This window comes from Cerasibacillus sp., assembly GCF_036516575.1.
Taxonomy (GTDB): domain Bacteria; phylum Bacillota; class Bacilli; order Bacillales; family Amphibacillaceae; genus Cerasibacillus.
In genome coordinates this window covers 1-18,435 of the sequence record NZ_DATBTY010000058.1, presented here as the reverse complement: position 1 = coordinate 18,435, position 18,435 = coordinate 1, and the positions used below count along the sequence as shown (strand labels likewise).

17 protein-coding genes, 2 tRNA genes and 1 rRNA gene are annotated in these 18,435 nt (G+C 36.7%); 3 read left to right on the top strand and 17 right to left on the bottom strand.

Going from position 1 to position 18,435, the window contains the following annotated elements; all coding sequences use genetic code 11:
- Window positions 1-187: 187 nt before the first annotated feature.
- From VIG73_RS09470 to groES, 6 genes are all read right to left on the bottom strand, one after another.
- Window positions 188-877, bottom strand: a complete 690-nt coding sequence (locus VIG73_RS09470) for an ABC transporter ATP-binding protein (protein WP_331641317.1) — start codon at window positions 875-877, stop codon at window positions 188-190.
- Window positions 858-3,404 (bottom strand): hypothetical protein, encoded by a 2,547-nt coding sequence (locus VIG73_RS09465; protein WP_331641315.1) that lies wholly within the window; start codon window positions 3,402-3,404, stop codon window positions 858-860. The genes VIG73_RS09470 and VIG73_RS09465 overlap by 20 nt, the downstream gene beginning before the upstream one ends.
- Window positions 3,405-4,065: 661 nt before the next feature.
- The gene (locus VIG73_RS09460) at window positions 4,066-4,368 is read right to left on the bottom strand and encodes a hypothetical protein (RefSeq protein ID WP_331641313.1); all 303 of its coding nucleotides are present in this window, start codon (window positions 4,366-4,368) and stop codon (window positions 4,066-4,068) included.
- Between the two features lie 64 nt (window positions 4,369-4,432).
- Window positions 4,433-5,539 (bottom strand): amidase domain-containing protein, encoded by a 1,107-nt coding sequence (locus VIG73_RS09455; protein ID WP_331641311.1) that lies wholly within the window; start codon window positions 5,537-5,539, stop codon window positions 4,433-4,435.
- Between the two features lie 476 nt (window positions 5,540-6,015).
- Complete coding sequence (gene groL, locus VIG73_RS09450; protein WP_331641309.1) at window positions 6,016-7,635, bottom strand: chaperonin GroEL; 1,620 nt, start codon at window positions 7,633-7,635, stop codon at window positions 6,016-6,018.
- Between the two features lie 50 nt (window positions 7,636-7,685).
- The gene (gene groES / locus VIG73_RS09445) at window positions 7,686-7,952 is read right to left on the bottom strand and encodes a co-chaperone GroES (RefSeq protein ID WP_331641307.1); all 267 of its coding nucleotides are present in this window, start codon (window positions 7,950-7,952) and stop codon (window positions 7,686-7,688) included.
- Window positions 7,953-8,216: 264 nt separating this feature from the next.
- Here groES and VIG73_RS09440 point away from each other — a divergent pair, with 264 nt between their 5' ends.
- The gene (locus tag VIG73_RS09440; protein WP_331641306.1) at window positions 8,217-8,933 is read left to right on the top strand and encodes a type II CAAX endopeptidase family protein; all 717 of its coding nucleotides are present in this window, start codon (window positions 8,217-8,219) and stop codon (window positions 8,931-8,933) included.
- 5 nt (window positions 8,934-8,938) lie between these two features.
- Window positions 8,939-9,139, top strand: coding sequence for a YdiK family protein (locus tag VIG73_RS09435; protein WP_331641305.1), 201 nt, complete (start codon window positions 8,939-8,941; stop codon window positions 9,137-9,139).
- 9 nt (window positions 9,140-9,148) lie between these two features.
- Here the strand turns inward: VIG73_RS09435 and VIG73_RS09430 are convergent, their stop codons facing one another.
- Both VIG73_RS09430 and moaC read right to left on the bottom strand, forming a co-directional pair.
- On the bottom strand, window positions 9,149-9,796 hold the full coding sequence (locus VIG73_RS09430; protein ID WP_331641303.1) for a redox-sensing transcriptional repressor Rex: 648 nt from the start codon (window positions 9,794-9,796) through the stop codon (window positions 9,149-9,151).
- Between the two features lie 31 nt (window positions 9,797-9,827).
- Complete coding sequence (gene moaC, locus VIG73_RS09425; protein ID WP_331641300.1) at window positions 9,828-10,316, bottom strand: cyclic pyranopterin monophosphate synthase MoaC; 489 nt, start codon at window positions 10,314-10,316, stop codon at window positions 9,828-9,830.
- A 198-nt stretch (window positions 10,317-10,514) separates the two neighbouring features.
- On the opposite strand from moaC, the gene VIG73_RS09420 reads away from it, so the two are divergent.
- A complete protein-coding gene (locus VIG73_RS09420; RefSeq protein ID WP_331641298.1) occupies window positions 10,515-12,452 on the top strand; it encodes an ATP-binding cassette domain-containing protein in 1,938 nt (645 codons plus the stop codon).
- A gap of 26 nt (window positions 12,453-12,478) precedes the next feature.
- Here VIG73_RS09420 and VIG73_RS09415 read toward each other — a convergent pair whose 3' ends face one another.
- The 9 genes from VIG73_RS09415 to rrf all read right to left on the bottom strand — a co-directional run bounded on the left by VIG73_RS09415 (window position 12,479) and on the right by rrf (window position 18,412).
- Window positions 12,479-13,663 (bottom strand): FtsW/RodA/SpoVE family cell cycle protein, encoded by a 1,185-nt coding sequence (locus tag VIG73_RS09415; protein ID WP_331641296.1) that lies wholly within the window; start codon window positions 13,661-13,663, stop codon window positions 12,479-12,481.
- Window positions 13,664-13,964: 301 nt separating this feature from the next.
- Window positions 13,965-14,975: a tRNA (adenosine(37)-N6)-threonylcarbamoyltransferase complex transferase subunit TsaD gene (tsaD, locus tag VIG73_RS09410; RefSeq protein WP_331641294.1), complete on the bottom strand. Its 1,011-nt coding sequence runs from the start codon at window positions 14,973-14,975 to the stop codon at window positions 13,965-13,967.
- Window positions 14,975-15,424 (bottom strand): ribosomal protein S18-alanine N-acetyltransferase, encoded by a 450-nt coding sequence (rimI, locus tag VIG73_RS09405; protein WP_331641292.1) that lies wholly within the window; start codon window positions 15,422-15,424, stop codon window positions 14,975-14,977. Before rimI ends, tsaD begins: the two co-directional genes overlap by 1 nt.
- Entirely contained in the window at window positions 15,417-16,124 is a 708-nt protein-coding gene (gene tsaB, locus VIG73_RS09400; protein ID WP_331641289.1) for a tRNA (adenosine(37)-N6)-threonylcarbamoyltransferase complex dimerization subunit type 1 TsaB, read from the bottom strand. The genes rimI and tsaB overlap by 8 nt, the downstream gene beginning before the upstream one ends.
- A 3-nt stretch (window positions 16,125-16,127) precedes the next feature.
- Window positions 16,128-16,601 carry a tRNA (adenosine(37)-N6)-threonylcarbamoyltransferase complex ATPase subunit type 1 TsaE gene (tsaE, locus tag VIG73_RS09395; RefSeq protein ID WP_331641287.1) on the bottom strand — a complete coding sequence of 158 codons (474 nt, stop codon included), beginning with the start codon at window positions 16,599-16,601 and terminating at the stop codon, window positions 16,128-16,130.
- Window positions 16,602-16,609: 8 nt separating this feature from the next.
- The gene (gene thiL, locus VIG73_RS09390) at window positions 16,610-17,599 is read right to left on the bottom strand and encodes a thiamine-phosphate kinase (protein WP_331641284.1); all 990 of its coding nucleotides are present in this window, start codon (window positions 17,597-17,599) and stop codon (window positions 16,610-16,612) included.
- Window positions 17,600-17,941: 342 nt separating this feature from the next.
- Window positions 17,942-18,018: transfer RNA gene (locus VIG73_RS09385), tRNA-Asp, on the bottom strand.
- A 5-nt stretch (window positions 18,019-18,023) separates the two neighbouring features.
- A tRNA-Met gene (locus VIG73_RS09380) sits at window positions 18,024-18,100 on the bottom strand.
- Window positions 18,101-18,296: 196 nt separating this feature from the next.
- Window positions 18,297-18,412 (bottom strand): 5S ribosomal RNA (rrf, locus tag VIG73_RS09375).
- Window positions 18,413-18,435: the final 23 nt, after the last annotated feature.

Below are 18,435 nucleotides of genomic sequence, written 5' to 3'. Positions count from 1 at the left end.
AGTCACCAACAGACCGAATCCTGACAAGAGAGATAGGCTCTATGAATAAAAAATCCCTCACTGACCTGAAGGATTTTTTATTTTTATCAGACATAATGAATGCTATTAACATACCGAATGAAATTATCAGCGTTAGCACAGCTTCCATACTCAGCGCCCAAAAGCGCTTGAACGGAGATTATTCGATTTATCCATATTTTCTTTCTGGCATCTCTTTTTTCGTTAGATGTCCTGCGCGTAGTTCATACATCGTATCTCCATATGCTCCAAGTTCCGGATCATGTGTCACAAGAATGATTGTCACCCCCTGAGCGTGTATTTCTTGCAATGCTTGAATGATTTGGTCTCTATTTTCGATGTCTAAACTACCTGTCGGTTCATCGCACAATAACATTTGTGGATTGTTCATAAGGGCTCGCGCAATGGCGACACGTTGCTTTTCCCCACCTGATAATTGAGTAGGCATATGGTGAAGCCGTTCGGTCAAGCCAACGAGATTAAGTAATTCTTTTGCACGCTTCTCGATTTCAGACCGGTTGTGATCGGGAAGTTGAGGAATAATCACATTCGTTAACACATCAAATTGATCAAACAATTGAAAGTCCTGAAAAATATAGCCGATATTTTCCCTTCGAAAGCGACGTCGTTCATCGTCTGACGCACTTTCATACGACATGCCACCAACTGTAACAGTTCCTTCATCCACTAATTCAATCGCGGATAAACACCGTAAAAACGTCGTTTTTCCTGAGCCAGAGGGACCTGTAATTGTCAGCCACTCCCCATTTTCAACCGTACAGGAAATATCCCTTAAAACATGAATCGAATCCACATTCGTTTCATAGGTTTTATGAATATTACGAAGCTCCATGTGCATCTATCGTTCCTCCCTTTACGTTCATTTTACTTAACGTATATAATGAAAATGTGATTGCTATACTGATGATGAGCACCAATCCGGCACTTTGTAATAGGACGATTGTCAGTGTCAGATCAAACAATAATAGCATTGTCCCCATACTCACAAGCATGCCTAGTACCGCCGAACCTCCTGCCCAAATTAATATTTCCTTTAAGAAATAATGGCGCACAAACTGCTTATCCCAACCGTTCGTTTGAAATAACTTGATTTCAGCACCCCGCTGCTCCCACAACCTACGAAACGTTTGATAGATCGTCGTTAAACTCAGAGCATACAATAAAACAATAACGATGATAAAAATCCCCTCGATTTCTCCGTGTACATATACTCCTAATCGAGTTTGTTTTGTCATTTGCACGTGTTCGATTAAAAAGAATGGGAGAAAGCACGTGACAATCGTTGTTAAGAACAGTTGGAAACTAGCCGCAAGCAACTGGTTTCGGTAATAGCGAATATTTTGGAATGTAACGGATTTCCTCTGCTTGTAAAGGGTGCGCTTTGGTCTTTTCGTTAAGGAAATAGACACAAAATAAAGGATTACGAGTAAGAGACTTAAGCAAATGGATAGTATGAGAGGGACCCATTTCCCTTGCCACAATCCAAGTCCAACAAATACGAGAGAAACGACAATCATTGGAATACCTAACAGCATCATCCACTCTCGATTTCTAAGTTTCCGAATCCATTTTTCCGACCAGCCAAGACGCGCGAGTAATTGCTCATCTTCTTTCCGATCAATGAGTAAGTTGAAGAACATAAAGCTTACGAATATGAGTGCAACGAGCGCATATAAAATCGTCAGTCCAATCTGCATTGCGTTCCAACTCGATACAACCGTATCAGCTGCACCTAACGTCGTGAACGACTGGATCACTTCACCAATCCCTTCCACTTCAACGGTTAAATCTTGAAGGGAAGAACCTGCTACAATATCAACGGTAAAACCTTTTTCTTCAAATTCATTCGCCAATGACTCAATCAAATCGGCAGCTTTTTTATCGTACCCGGTAATTCCAGCTACTTTGACACGGATCGCATCTATCGGTGCATCACCTTTAATCTTTTCGGCATAATCAATGGAAATCAAGCCATGAGCAGGCGTATTAATGAAACTACCTGGCACGGCTGACGGGTGTAATGTTTTATTTGGAGCATCTGCTAAGTAAGGCGCTTCTCGACCGTAAATACCGAGGGGAGATGAGGCTAGGGAAGTCGTGTTTTCTTCGATAGAAAACGTTCCATTTTCAGTGAAATTGAAGTAACCTTCATCATCGACTAGCCGACCAGACTCATCAAATTCGGGCTTATCAAAGAACTCAATCTCCTCTAAATCCCGATATGTAGGTGCCGCATATATTTCATCCACACCTGTTTGTTGCACTACTAATTTCTTATCATCTACTATTTCGTATGTGACAGGAGACAGTTGGTATCCAACTCTTTGGGTGTGAGGATTATATACATGACCAAGTTCAATAAGCGCTTCATCTTCTAACCTCAATTTCATTTCTTCATCTAAATACAAAATTTCTTGACGAAAAGGAGAATGGTCTTCTTCAGGGATAAGAGTGTATACATTTTCCTGATATAAACGCTTAGCCATGACATGTTTTCGTACGATTTCTTCATACTTTTTTTGGTTTTCAAACAACATTCTTCCCCATGGATCAGGATGGTCATCATCGCTATCGTTAAAAATCTCTCTCCATTCTTCTATTTCATCTTTAGTTACATTATCTAGCTTATCTACTATGTATGTTAATTCAACAGGAATAGTCGTATCGGCTAAACTCATAATTGGAATAGAATACTTCCCTCCGCCGTATGCATCTCGATCATAAACATTTTCTTCAGCAAGCTGATGTAAATCAAACTGAGTTAATTTTTTTTCCTCAGATGGATCAACAGCAACAACTTGATGATATGACGTCGGAAACTGAAACGTAATCGTATCGTAACTAAAATAATTTTTCATAACCTCAATAGACGAAGGAAATTGCAACGTCTCCTCAACGGAAATACCAAAATCCAATAACCAGTCTGTTTCTTCTCTTGAATACGTTTGTACGCCATCATTCGTAGAATATTCCACTTCGAAATACAGTCGGTCCATTGGATCTTTTGCATACATGAATGTTCGCTCGCGGGCGGTAAATAAGCCAATGGAAGCAACTGGTGCTGCAACTTCTACATGAGGGTGACTCTTTATAGCCTGCCACTCCTCAATCGTTATTCCACCATCTCCCACTCCAAGATAGTTTTCTTCAATCAAATTGAGCTTTTTTTCTAAATCTGTACGCGCGTCACCCGGTCGGATTAATATGTCATATGTACCCCGAGAAAAGTTGGTAATATTTTGTTCTACCTGTTCATTTGCATCTGCAAAGAGAGAAAATGTGTAAGAAACAGTGCTGATGATGAGCGTCAACACTGTGATTCCTATCCAAAGTGTTTTATTTGAATGTAACCGGATTGTCTTCATTTATACTTGCACCTCACTCTGTCAATAACTAATCTTGTCACCTGTCCCATATACGTATAATTAGTAATCGTATTCGACCACCAGCGCTGTGAGAATTTTCTAGAACAATTTGCGTATCCCCCTCTCCAACAAGCCTCGGGAGTTTCTGAAAACCTAATATAATTCGTTCCTCCTACATTGGTGCTGACAGTAATAGTGTGCCATGACCCAGACTTAGCTGAAATCCTTTTTGGAGTCATATTAATCTCAACTCCACTTGCTTTAACACTCAACACTTGGGTGCTTAACAATAAAGTTACGGCCAGAATTAAAAACCCCTCTAAAAAATAGTTTTCAAATAAAAAACCACTCCAAACATTTAGAAATATATGCTATCTCTAGATGCCGAAGTGGTTTGTCTATTTGTATTATAACAAATATACTATTTTTAATAGTTTTGTCAATATAGTGTAAAGATTAAATTTTATAACATAGCTTGTGTGGACTGGTAATTGTACGAAATGCTGATAGATAAATCTCAAACTATCTATCAACTTTTCTCGGCAGGCGTGCAAGGGGCTATAAAACATTCCGTGAAACAATTAAAGGAACCTATTGACGCAACAAATTATTTTGACCAAAACAGATAAAGTCGATTACTTATTTATACTCATTACTTTCTTTAATTAATTGTTAAGAAAGGAAAGAGAGATTCGATGTCTCCCCATAATTTTACATCCTCGGCTGCATACAGGTAAATCATATATAGTATAAGCAGGCCACTGATTATGCAGGTGGAAACTGTTACTTTAAGTCTCTTTTTGTCGCTGAAAAAGTAAGAAAAAACAGCACCTAGAAAGGAAATAATACCCACAATCAATAACACGCCTGATATCCCATCCATTGAGAATGGCTGCCAATTGAAATAGAAGGTTAAAGAAAGGTAATAAAGCCATGCTAATAAAGCGATTATTAACAATACCATTTAAAAACTCCCTTCATTTATAAATTGTTCACTACTACTTCTAGAGTAAATCCATAAACGCGATTTACCTTATACTAGATAAATATCTTTTACCACCTTCAACACTTGTATAGTACTCTCTAGGGACATTCTTACGGTTATTCGAATGATAACTCACCAAAATTTTCTTGTTCTGGAGACTGGTTACAATAGCAGTATGTTCCATCCATCCGTCTGGTATTGGTAAAAAGATACTATTTCTCGTATCGTAATGATAAACATCACCTAATTTCACATTGGCATAAGTATCTTTAACTGTTTTCATCTTTAATCCGCCAGATTCTCTGATGTAATTCCTAAAGCTTCCCGCATTTATCCACGCGTTGGTATAGGGTTTCCACTTTGTGAAATGTGGTATACCACCATAATGTAACGCTTGAGAAACAAAGTTCGTACAATCTGCACGATAGAGTTTGTATTTCTTATTTGGATTTAAAGCATATTTCAAAGCATAATAAGCGGCAACTGACCCTTTATACGTGTATGCCAACTGAGCATGTTCTTCATTTTCTATTTCACTCTCAAAGTCAGTATCTTCACCTTGTTGATTATCATTGTCAACCTCTTCTTGGTATCTCTTTAAAAACTCATCTTTACTTATCAACTGTTTATTTTCAGCAGTATTTTGAGTCAAGCTAACTTTACTCATTTCGTTAATGATTCCATTTTGAAGAAATTTATCTTTTTCTCCATCGATCCTCACCGCAATGTTATCACCAAGTGACGTTTCAAATTGATCATTGCCTTTCCCAAATATAAAATTCCTAATAATGTACCCTTCCACTATCATTTGGTCTTTATCATCTAAATAAACATCCACATGATCAATTGAATAGGTAAAATCTGTTAAAGGGAGTTTGTCAACATCAACCATTGCATAATAAAGCAGTACTGCTTCATCTGTTTCGGTTAGTTTCGAAATTTGACTATTTAAAAGCGGATTTCCACTTTTAAATCCTTCTTTTTGTTGGTCTAACATTTCTTTTAGTACGCTAATTCCAATTTCCGTTGGTAACTGCTCATGCTTCTCAACAGTTTCTTTCATGTTATTTGCGTAAGTCGACGTTCCAAATCCAAAAAAGGCTAGAGTTATGATAATCAAAACGATTCTCTTTCTGTTGATTTTTAACATTTTAAATTCCCCTTTCATATCAATTATAAAATACGATTAATACATGTTTCTAAGTTATTTTGCTGAATTAAATTTAAGTTTTTCTATTATAATTATAACCAATAATCAGTCATATGCATACTAATATTTTACCCTTTTGGGAATTTTCATAAAAAGTAATCGCTTAAACTTTTAAAGGAAACATAAGGCAATTTATCACGTTCACAGTCAACCCCACTTTTCTCATACCTTTCTAATGAAAAGAGTTAGTGTGCCTCCATGAGAAGCCAATCTGTTCTATAGTTAAGAAACATAAGAACAATTGCTGGTTAAGATTGTTATATTCTTTGTTAACCACAAAAAAGCCCACCTCTCATTATTCATTAGAATAACGAGAAGTGGACTTCTCAATAAGTGATATAAATGTGATATCTCCATCATAAAACGAGGTCTGTCATTAGACAAACCCCGTTATATCAATCCTTTTCAGTTGTATATTACATCATGCCTGGCATTCCGCCGCCCATATCAGGCATTGCTGGTTCTTCTTCTGGAATGTCAGCAACAACAGCTTCTGTTGTTAAGAACATAGCTGCTACAGATGCTGCGTGTTGAAGCGCTGAACGTGTTACTTTTGTAGGGTCTACAACACCGTCATCAATCATGTTGACCCATTCACCAGTTGCAGCGTTAAAGCCGACGCCTGTTTTTTCATTTTTCAAGCGATCAACAACGATTGAACCTTCTAGTCCAGCGTTGAATGCGATTTGACGAACCGGTTCTTCTAAAGCACGTAGAACGATGTTTGCTCCTGTTTGTTCGTCACCTTCAAGCTCAAGTTCAGCTACTTTACCGTAAACATTGATAAGAGCTGTACCTCCACCTGAAACGATTCCTTCTTCAACTGCCGCACGTGTTGCGTTTAATGCATCTTCAATGCGAAGTTTACGTTCTTTTAATTCTGTTTCTGTTGCTGCACCTACTTTAATAACAGCAACTCCACCAGCTAATTTAGCTAAACGTTCTTGTAGTTTTTCTTTATCGAATTCAGAAGTTGTTTCTTCTGCTTGTGCACGAATTTGAGATACACGTGAAGCAATTGCTTCAGGGTCACCTGAACCTTCAACGATTGTTGTATTTTCTTTAGATACAACAACTTTTGAAGCGCGACCTAATTGTTCAACTGTAGCACTCTTTAGATCTAAGCCAAGATCTTCTGTAATGACTTGACCACCAGTTAAAATCGCGATATCTTCTAACATTGCTTTACGACGGTCACCAAATCCAGGTGCTTTAACTGCAACCGCGTTAAATGTACCACGTAGTTTGTTAACAACAAGTGTAGCTAATGCTTCACCTTCTACATCTTCTGCAATAAGAAGAAGTGGTTTACCTTGTTGGACAACTTGCTCAAGTACTGGTAATACTTCTTGGATATTGCTAATTTTCTTATCCGTGATTAAGATATATGGATCTTCTAAAACAGCTTCCATTTTATCTTGATCTGTTACCATGTATGGAGAAGCATATCCACGGTCAAACTGCATTCCTTCAACAACTTCTAATTCAGTTGTGAATCCTTTTGATTCTTCGATTGTAATAACACCGTCATTACCGACACGTTCCATAGCTTCTGCAATTAAGTTTCCAACTTCTTTATCGTCAGAAGAAACCGTTGCAACTTGTGCAATTGAGTCTTTACCTTCGATTGGTTTAGAAATTGTTTTTAACTCTTCTACTGCAGCCGCGACAGCTTTTTCAATTCCGCGACGTACACCAACAGGATTTGCACCTGCAGTTACGTTTTTCAAACCTTCACGAATTAAAGCTTGTGCAAGCACTGTAGCTGTTGTTGTACCGTCACCAGCAACATCGTTCGTTTTTGCTGCTACTTCTGATACAAGCTGTGCGCCCATATTTTCAAAACGGTCTTCAAATTCCATTTCTTTAGCAATTGTTACACCATCATTTGTAATTAATGGTGAGCCAAATTTCTTATCTAAAACAACGTTACGTCCTTTTGGTCCAAGTGTCACTTTCACAGCATCTGCTAATTTATCGACACCACGCATTAAAGAATGACGTGCATCTTCTGAGAATTTAATTTCCTTTGCCATTTAAATGCCCTCCTTAAAATCTAATGCCTTGTTTTTATCATTAAGTATAGTTAACCTAATACAGCTAATATATCGTTTTCACGAAGAATTAAGTATTCTTTGCCTTCATATTTCACTTCTGTACCAGCAAATTTGGAGAAAATGATATGATCTCCTTCTTTCACTTCTTCTGCCTTGTTCTTACCTGTTCCAACTGCAACAACTTTTCCTTCTTGTGGCTTTTCTTGAGCAGAATCAGGTAAAACAATTCCGCTTGCTGTTTTCTCCTCTTGTTCTACGAGTTCAATAACAACTCGATCTCCTAGTGGTTTAATCATGTAGACAACCTCCTTAATTCCTTTTCCTATATTTTTTAGCACTCACCATCTTCGAGTGCTAACACCAATTAATATCATAAATAATAACAAAAAAAAATGCAAGTGAAATAAACTAAATGACGATAATCTTAAGTAGGAAAGCTCATTTATCATTGTTTTTTTAAAAAAGAGGTTATGACACATACTATTATTCAGCCCACTTGAAATATGATAAAATACAAAAGAATCGTAATGATATCTTTTGATGAAGGGGACGTTTTTTCATTGGCAAAACATTATTGGTGGATTATTGCAACATATATATTAACATTATTTTCTGGAATTATTGGTATACCAGCGATATATTTACTTTTCCAATTTGATGTTCAAACAATAGCCATTTATTACCAAATTATCAGTTTTATAATTGGGGCAATTGTTGTCCTTATTTTACTCAAACCAGATATGAAAATGGATCCACATCCAGAAGCTGCTTCATGGAATACGGTTATCCTTTGGTCCATTCTTGGGGTGTTTATGGCTTACTTTGCACAAATGATCGCTGTCTATATTGAAACGATGATCATAGGTGTAGAAATAGGGTCAGAAAATACAGGTATGATTATGAATATTTCGCGGAGTTTTCCTCTTTTTATGATTGTTCCGGCTCTAGTTGCACCTTTCTTAGAAGAAATTGTTTTCAGGAAAATCATTTTTGGTACATTGTATAAGAAAAGCAATTTCATCATTGCTGCATTAGCAAGTTCATTTATCTTTGGGATCATTCATGGTGAACCAGAACATGTTTTAATTTATTCCTCGATGGGACTTGTATTTGCCTACTTATATGTAAAGACAAAACGTATCATCGTGCCCATTATCGTTCATATGTCAATGAACACAATCACGATTATAGCCCAGTATAATCTGACACCTGAAGACATTGAACGTATGCAACAACAACTTGAACAACTTAAAACAATTATATTCATTGGGGGCTAACATCAATGCGTTCTTTAAAATTTCAAGCTGTCATGTCCTTTATTTTAGGAGCCATGTTTTTATGGTTAGCGATTCAAACAGCTGGTGACACGATTTGGACGTTTAAAACTATGTTTTTAGCTGGTATCGCAGCATTTGATTTTGGACTGGCCATTAAATTGATACGTATGGACGTACAAAGAAAAGACAGAAACAAAAAGGAGTAGCATAACATGCTACTTCTTTTTATTTTCTCTTTCTAATGGATAATGTTTTAAAAAGTAAACCAGTGCTTGTAGCTCGACAGCTAAATCAATATGGTGAACACGAACATGGTTCGGGACAGTAATTCGTGCTGGTGTAAAGTTTAGGATTCCTTCAACACCATTTCCCACTAAGCGTTCTGTCATAGCTTCTGCTTCACTTGCAGGAATCGTTAAAATAGCGACATGGATGTCACTTAGCCTTTCCTCGAGTTCGTTAACATGATAAACCGGTACTCCACCAATTTTAGTCCCCGCTTTATTCGGATCACGGTCAAAGGCCATAACAATTTTAGTATTATTATTTTTTAAGAAGTTATACTTTAGAAATGCGGTTCCTAGATTCCCAACACCGATTAAAGCGACTTCAGTTAATTCATCTTGGTCTAATGTTTCTCTAAAAAAGTGAAGTAAGTATTCTACATTATATCCGTAACCTTTTTTACCAAGTGCGCCAAAGTAAGAAAAATCTCTTCGGATTGTAGCAGAATCAACTTTAACAGCGTCACTTAGTTCTTGTGATGACACGCGGGTCTTACCTTGGTGTTGTAAGTTATTTAAATAACGATAATATAACGGTAATCGTTTTGCCGTTGCTTGTGGTATCTTATGTTGTTCCATGTCATTTCCCCCTTGTAAAAAGAGTTAACATTTATTTCTCTTTCCGTCGATAATCCCCAGATTTACCACCTGTTTTCTCTAATAAATAAGTTTCCCCTATTACAATTCCTTTATCTATTGCTTTTACCATATCATAAACAGTTAATGCTGCTGCTGAAGCCGCAGTCAACGCTTCCATTTCTACGCCTGTACTTCCAACCGTTTTAACCATGGCATGAATTTCGAGTTCATATGTCGTTTCTGAGACATGCCATTCAAATGAAATATCTACAGCTTTTAAGCTAAGTGGATGACACATCGGAATCCACTCAGATGTTTTTTTGGCTGCCATAATTCCTGCTACTTGGGCAACTGATAACACATCACCTTTTTTAATGGTATGTGAAGTCATTTTTTCATATATTTCCTCTGTTACAAACACACTTGATTTAGCTATTGCAGTCCGTTCTGTCGTTTGTTTATGACTAATATCAACCATATGTGCTCGTCCATCCACATTGAAATGTGTAAATTCGGACATGATGTCTACCTCCTCAGATAATAAGATATTATCTGTCATTGATTTGACACAATTACTTATACTATATCTATTTATATAGGCAAATAGCAAGTTTTTAGTGAGGACATTCACAAAAGGATTGCCTGTCTAGTGATTTATAAGCTACACTAACAATAGCTAGGTCATTCTTATCTAGCTTATGAAATGAGGAGAATTGAAATGATTATTATGCAATTAAGTCATATATCTAAATACTATGGGGCAGATAAAGTATTTGACAATATAAAACTGGAAATAAAAGATCGTGATCGAATCGCTATTGTCGGACGCAATGGGGCTGGCAAGTCGACTTTATTAAAAATCATTGCTGGGCTATCAGCTTATGAACATGGGGAACGCTATATAAGAAAAGATATTACAATTGGCTATTTATCACAACATACAGGCCTCGTATCAAATCAAACGATCTGGCAAGAAATGCTAGCTGTCTTCGAACCCTTATTACAAAAAGAAACCGAGTTACGTCAATTAGAACAGCGAATGACTGAAATCGACTCTATGTCACCAACAGATTATCAAAGTTTATTAAAAACATATGATGAAAAACAACAGCAATTTGAAGCGTCAGGCGGCTATACGTATGAGGCTGAAATACGCTCTGTTTTAACGGGGTTAAACTTTGCTGAATATGATGATAATACACCAATCAATGAATTAAGTGGTGGACAAAAAACACGATTAGCACTTGGAAAGTTACTATTAAAAAAACCGAATCTATTAATTTTGGATGAACCAACAAACCATCTCGATATTGAAACGTTATCATGGTTAGAAAGTTATTTAATAGGGTACCCAGGTGCGCTTGTTATTGTATCACATGACCGTTATTTCTTAGACAAAACAGTCAATACCGTATATGAAATCGCCCATCAAAGAATGAAAAAATACCACGGTAGTTATTCAAAGTATCTTGAATTTCGAGCAAAAGAATATGAAATAGCACTCAAGGAATATGAGAAGCAACAAACAGAGATTAAGCGTATGGAAGATTTTATCCAACGAAATATTGCTCGTGCTTCAACAACAAAACGAGCACAAAGTCGTAGAAAACAATTAGAAAAAATGGATATCATGGAACGACCACTTGGTGACGAAGCTTCAGCAAACTTTTCTTTTAAAATTGATAAAAAAAGTGGAAATGATGTCCTGAAAGTCGATAACTTATCTTTTCGATATACCGACACTGAGACACCATTATTTAGGGATGTAAGTTTCCATGTTAACCGTGGAGAACGGATTGCGGTTGTCGGGCCAAACGGTGTTGGTAAAACAACACTATTAAAAACCATTGTAGGGAGTTTTCAACCGATAAAGGGAAGCATTCATTATGGTACAAATGTCGATATCGGTTATTATGATCAAGAATTAAATCAATTATCCTCAAATAAAACAGTTCTTCTTGAATTATGGGATGATTATCCAACCGTCGATGAAAAGGAGATTCGTCAAATTCTAGGGCATTTTCTTTTTAGCGGTGACGATGTATTGAAACTTGTTTCATCTTTAAGTGGTGGTGAAAAAGCACGTCTTGCACTTGCTAAATTGCATATGAAAAAGGCGAATTTACTCGTATTAGATGAACCGACAAACCATTTAGACATCGATAGTAAAGAAGTGCTTGAATCAGCATTAATCAACTTTCCAGGAACAATCATCTTCGTATCGCATGACCGTTATTTTATTAATAAAATTGCTGATCAAGTAATAGAATTAGCTCAGGATAAAGCAACAGTCTATTTAGGTGACTATGATTATTATATTGAGAAAAAAATAGAAGAACGTGAACTTCAAGCTCTCAATCAACAAGAAAAAGAAGAGATTTCAACTGTTCAAACAAAACAAGACTTCCAAGAGGAGAAGAAAAGGCAAAGTGAAAGACGCAAACTAAAGCGAAAGATTAAACAAATTGAAGAACAGATTGAAGCACTTGAATCAAAACATTCAGCATTAGAAGAAAAAATGACAAATCCCGATGTCTATCAAAATCATGAAAAATCATATGAACTCATGCAAGAGACTGAATCTATCATGAACAAGATCCATAAACTTATGGAAGAATGGGAAATGCTAGAAGAAGAATTAATTCATTACGAATAAAAAAGTTGCCTCTAAAAGGCAACTTTTTATTTGAATAAATAATCGTTTTGAATCGAGAGTTCGACTGCTACACGGTAAACTAAACCATAGCCAATCATTGTCGCCATAATAGAGCTTCCGCCATAACTAAGAAGTAATAATGGAATTCCTGTAATCGGCATCACGCCAACAATCATACCGATATTTTGAAAAGCATGGATAAAGATTAAGCTTAAATAACCAAAACAAATATAAGCACCGAACTTAGAGTAATCATACACTTTCATACCTAAGATTAATAAGCGATACAATAAAATAAAATACAGAAGAACGACTAATGAACTACCAACAAACCCAAATGTTTCTCCAATAATTGAAAAAATCATATCAGAGTGTGCTTCTGGAAAATACACTTCCAAATTACCGATTCCCTTACCAAATAATTGCCCAGAACCAAGTGCCATGATCGACAAGTCAAACTGATACGTATTACTATCTTCATGGGTCGGGTCAAACCAACTTACAACACGGTCAATTTGGTATTGTTCAAGACCTAAAAGGCTTTGTGATAAATCTGGAAACGTAATAATGACCCATAATGCTGCCGCAATAAAAGCAGTACCCCCAACAATTAATGAAAGAATGATTTTCCAATTAATACCTGAGAGTAAAATCATAACTCCAGCAATAAACACATAGACCATCGATGATCCAAAATCCGTTTCTTGGCTAATAAAAGCAATCGGTAACAATGTAATACCAATTATCTTCACTAATAACATGATATCTGATTTTAATGTCGCTACTTCAAATTTATTTTTATGCTTACTAATCGTCGCTGATAAAAATAGAATAAAGCCAATCTTCGCAAACTCAGATGGCTGTATCGAAAGTGGTAATGGCTTATCGCCCATTCGGTTAAACCAACTTTTCGCACCATTAATAGGCTTTGCAATTGTTTCAGGACTTAAAAACAATGCCACCAACATAATAATACTGAATATATAAATATAAACGCTAGCCTTTTTTATTTGATCTAAATCAAACATTTGAATCATTATAGCTAAACCAATTCCTAAAGCATACCAAATCACTTGCCTAATGACAAAGTTATCATTTGCATATTGATCCATATGATCAGCACTGTAGATAGCTAATAAACTAACACTCATAAAAAAGATTAGAATAATAATTAAATCGTATTGCATATAATGTGAATGTTTTTTTGACACGGTTCTTCACCAGTACTCTCTAAATATATGTTCACTTCTAAAATATTATAACATACCTCTTTATTTAAGTCGTTAATAACAAATGATATCTTTGTCTGTAGAGGAGTAAAGTTATCCACATGATTTCATGAGTTAAAAGATTGTTTTATTCACCTATCAACATAGTTATACACATTGTCCACAAGGTTTATTTAGGTTATCAACAGTTTGTATCCACAATCAATTGTGCTAGAAGCCCATAATACAAAAGGGATATCCACAGCCTTGTGGATATCCCTTTAATTGTTGTGGAAAACAGCTTCTATTGTAGTGGTAAAGATGGGTTGGCATTTAACGTTAAATCTGATCTTTTTCCGTGTTCAAATTTTATCGTGCCTGCTGATGCAATCATCGCAGCATTATCTGTACATAAATGTAACGGTGGTATAAGTAATTCTGTCGTTTTAAATTTCTTCTTGAGGCTTGTTCTTAAGCCTTTATTTGCTGCAACACCGCCTGCAACAATGATTTGCTTAACTTTATATTCTTGTACTGCTTGATACGTTTTTTCAGTTAAGACTTCAACTACACTTTCTTGAAAGCTAGCTGCAATATCAGCTTTAACGATTTCTTCATTTCGCTGTTTAGCATTATGGATATAATTGATAACAGCCGATTTTAAGCCACTAAAGCTAAAATCATAGCTCCCTTTTTCTAGCCATGCACGAGGAAAATCGATATTAGCTTCACCTTGTTTTGCTAAACGATCGATATGTGGACCGCCTGGATATGGTAAACCGAGCATCCGAGCGACCTTATCATAGGCCTCCCCTGCTGCATCATCTCTCGTTTCACCAATCTTTTCATACTGTCCATGTTCTTGCATTAACACTAATTCCGTATGCCCACCTGAAACAATTAAAGCTAGTAATGGAAATTCAAATTCCTTAATTAATCGATTAGCATAAATATGACCCGCAATATGATGGACACCAATGAGTGGCTTTCCCTTGGCAAAAGCTATGGCTTTTGCCGCATTAACACCAACAAGCAGAGCACCAACTAACCCCGGACCTTCCGTTACAGCTATCGCATCAATATCATCCCAATCAAGTTGTGATTGAGTGAATGCTTCCTCTAATACAAGCGTAATTTGTTCCACGTGATGTCTTGATGCAATCTCTGGAACAACACCGCCAAATCGCTTATGACTGTCAATTTGTGATGCGACAATATTCGTTATGATCTCACGTCCATTTTTCACAATGGCAACCGCCGTTTCATCACAACTCGTTTCAATTCCTAATACATATATGTCTTTGTTTTTATTCATCATAAATTCACCCACATGACAATCGCATCTTCTTGTTTATATTTATAGTAATTTTTTCGAATCCCACCTGGTATGAGGCCGAATTTATTATACATTCGTTGTGCGATTATATTTGATTCTCTAACCTCTAATGATAATCGTTTCGCCCTACTCTGAATTGCCCTTTGCATAGCAAATCCAAATAGCTTTTCTCCTAACTTACGTCCGCGAAAATCAGGTGAAATAGCGATATTCGTTATTTGTGCATCATCTATGACAATCCACATTCCGACAAATCCGACATAAACTTCACCTAAAAGCATCACATAATAATGCGCAAAATGATTTTCGATAATTTCACAACGGTATATCTCTCGGGTCCATGCATCCCCTGGAAAGGACTCTCTTTCAATTTCTAACACAGCTTCAATATCTGCCTCAACCATTTCTCTAATAATTAAATCATCCATGATTGTTCTCTCTCTTTTGTGCTTGTTTCCATTTTGCTTCTGCTTCCGCTAAACGTAAATAATTAGGTGTTAAGAAATGCGTCGAATCTTCTGGATGGTGTGTAGCGGCTAATGCTAAATGGGCTGGATTTGCTATATGATAAGGTGCTTCGGGAATGACTGCCAATGTCCCTAACTTTTCTTTAATTTGCTCTTGAAATATTTTAATGTCCGGACTTAGAAAGACAACTTCTTTTTCTTCTTTTAATAAAATATCGAGCCAGTCTGCCATTAGTATATTTGATTCTTCTATATGACAAGTCATTTTCTCATCTTGCCACATATATCCTCCTGTATAAACGGTACCACGGCGCGCATCAAAAAATGGACAAATAAGTGCCTCATGAAAACGTCCTTGATAGGCAAGACTTTCAAGACTAGATACACCAACCACAGGAATATTCAATGCCCAGGCCAATGATTTTGCTGTCGTTAAACCAATGCGAACCCCCGTGTATGAGCCTGGTCCCTTAGCAACGACTATTTTCTCTAATTGTGAGGGTTTTATGTCAACTTGTTTCATTAATAAATCAATCGTTGGCATTAAACGTACAGAGTGATTCTTTTTTAAATTCGTTGCTATTTGCCCAACGACAGTTTCTTGCGTCGTAATAGCAACTCCAAGTACATAATTTGATGTATCAATAGCTAGTGTATACATGTTTCATAACCCTTTCACATTTATAAATAAACTCTCAACGATTGAATGATAATATGGTCCATATGGGGCGAATTCAATGATGCGTGATCCTTCTTCCCCATAATGAATTGTAATAGATAGTACCTCATTTGGTAAATAATCTTCAATGAATTGTGCCCATTCCACTATGCTAATGCCGTTACCGTAGAAATATTCTTCAAATCCGATATCTTCATCCGAACCTTCTAGTCGATAAACATCCATATGATATAGAGGTAGTTTACCATCTGTATACTCTTTTATAATCGTAAAAGTAGGACTGCTTACATTTTCCTCTATGTTAAGCCCTTTAGCAAGACCTTTAGTAAATGTCGTTTTTCCAGCCCCTAAATCTCCCTCGAGCGTTAACACATCACCACGGTCTAAAAGAGACGCTAATTGCTTGGCTATTTCCATCGTATCATCTTCACTATATGTCGTTAACTTAAATACATCCATGTTGTCACCTACTTTAAATGAATATATCCTTTCTTCTCTAGTGGTATTTCTTTTCTTTCTTTATGTAGCATAACAGGGCTTTGATTTGTTTTGCTTTTTAAAGTGACATATCCTACCTTTTTTATCGGTGTGTCTGTTTGCTTTGCTGCTTTCATTACCGTTTCCCATTCCGATTCAGCTACTGTCCCTATTAGTTCAAAGTCTTCTCCACCAAAATATTTCCATTGGTGTTGTAACGTTTTTGGGAACTGTTGAAATGATGGAACGGTTGGTATGTGTTCATCAAATAGATGGATGGATACATCTGACGCATCAGCTATTTCCGTAGCCTCATTAGCAATACCATCACTAATATCATTTAATGTCAAACGTTTTAAATCTTGTAACTCCTGAACAAACTCTATTCTTGGTGTAGGCATGCGGTGACGTCTAATGAAATATTCTTCTTGTTTATAGCGGCTAGGATGGGTTAAAATATGAAGCCCTGCTTGTGAATCACCCAATGTTCCCGTTACAAATACAACATCTCCTGGAACAGATGTATGCCGGTAACGGGCCTTTTCTTTTGATACATAACCAATAACAGTGATTGATATCATAAGTTGATCACCCTGAACTGTATCGCCACCAATTAAATCAACTTTAAAAGGCTCTGCAAGTTGTTTCATTCCTTTTATGATGTCCAATAACTCTGAATCGGACCATGCTGCTGGAATGACGATAGCTACGAGATAAAATGCGGGTTTTGCTCCCATTGCTGCTAAGTCACTTACATTCGCAGCTAGGACTCGGTATCCTATATGAATCGGGTCCATCGTTTTCCTTGAAAAATGAACACCATCTACAAACGTATCAACCGCTGTCACAATATCGTTTATTCCATGTCGAATGACTGCGGCGTCATCACCAATTCCTTTAATAAGTGATGACTGTTTATAATAATCAGGTTGAATAGCTTTAATAAATGAAAATTCATCCATTTGTCTCACTTCTTCCATCAGACATATCATCTTCTCATTGTACTAGAGAATCTATAAGAAGCCAATTAGCTAGCTGTTTACATTTTAACATATATCAGAATAAAATCTCATATCCCCAAGGAATGTTAAGGGCATTCCGAGTAGTACCACTTTAAATACCCCATACGTTTATATAAGAAGGAAAGACTGTAAAAATGTTAAAGTAACTATTCACTGATTTAATAGTTAACTCTTGTGATAAATTTACAGAGTTGAGTCATTTATATATACTAACTCACCTAATTAAATCGGTTTAGTTTATTAACAAAAAAAACATGATTCCACGTGAAATGAAATCATGTTAATATGTATCAATTTATATGGCGGTCCGGACGGGACTCGAACCCGCGACCTCCTGCGTGACAGGCAGGCATTCTAACCAACTGAACTACCGGACCAATTTTGGTTGCGGGGGCAGGATTTGAACCTGCGGCCTCCGGGTTATGAGCCCGACGAGCTGCCAGACTGCTCCACCCCGCGATATTAGAAAAATTATAAACGGTACATGCATATTATGCTAGTTTACCTACTAAATGACCCCTGCTTCTGATAGCTTATTCAGGGATGTTTGGTGCATCGGGGTTACTCGTTGCAATTTCAACGATGTTTCGCTCGTTTCTCTACCCCGCGGTATTAAAAAATCTAAGATTTAATGAATTATTTATGGATAAAGACTGCCTGGCAACGTCCTACTCTTGCAGGGGCTATGCCCCAACTACCATCGGCGCTGAAGAGCTTAACTTCTGTGTTCGATATGGGAACAGGTGTGACCTCTTCGCCATCGTCACCAGACAGAATGATTTGAAAGACAAAAT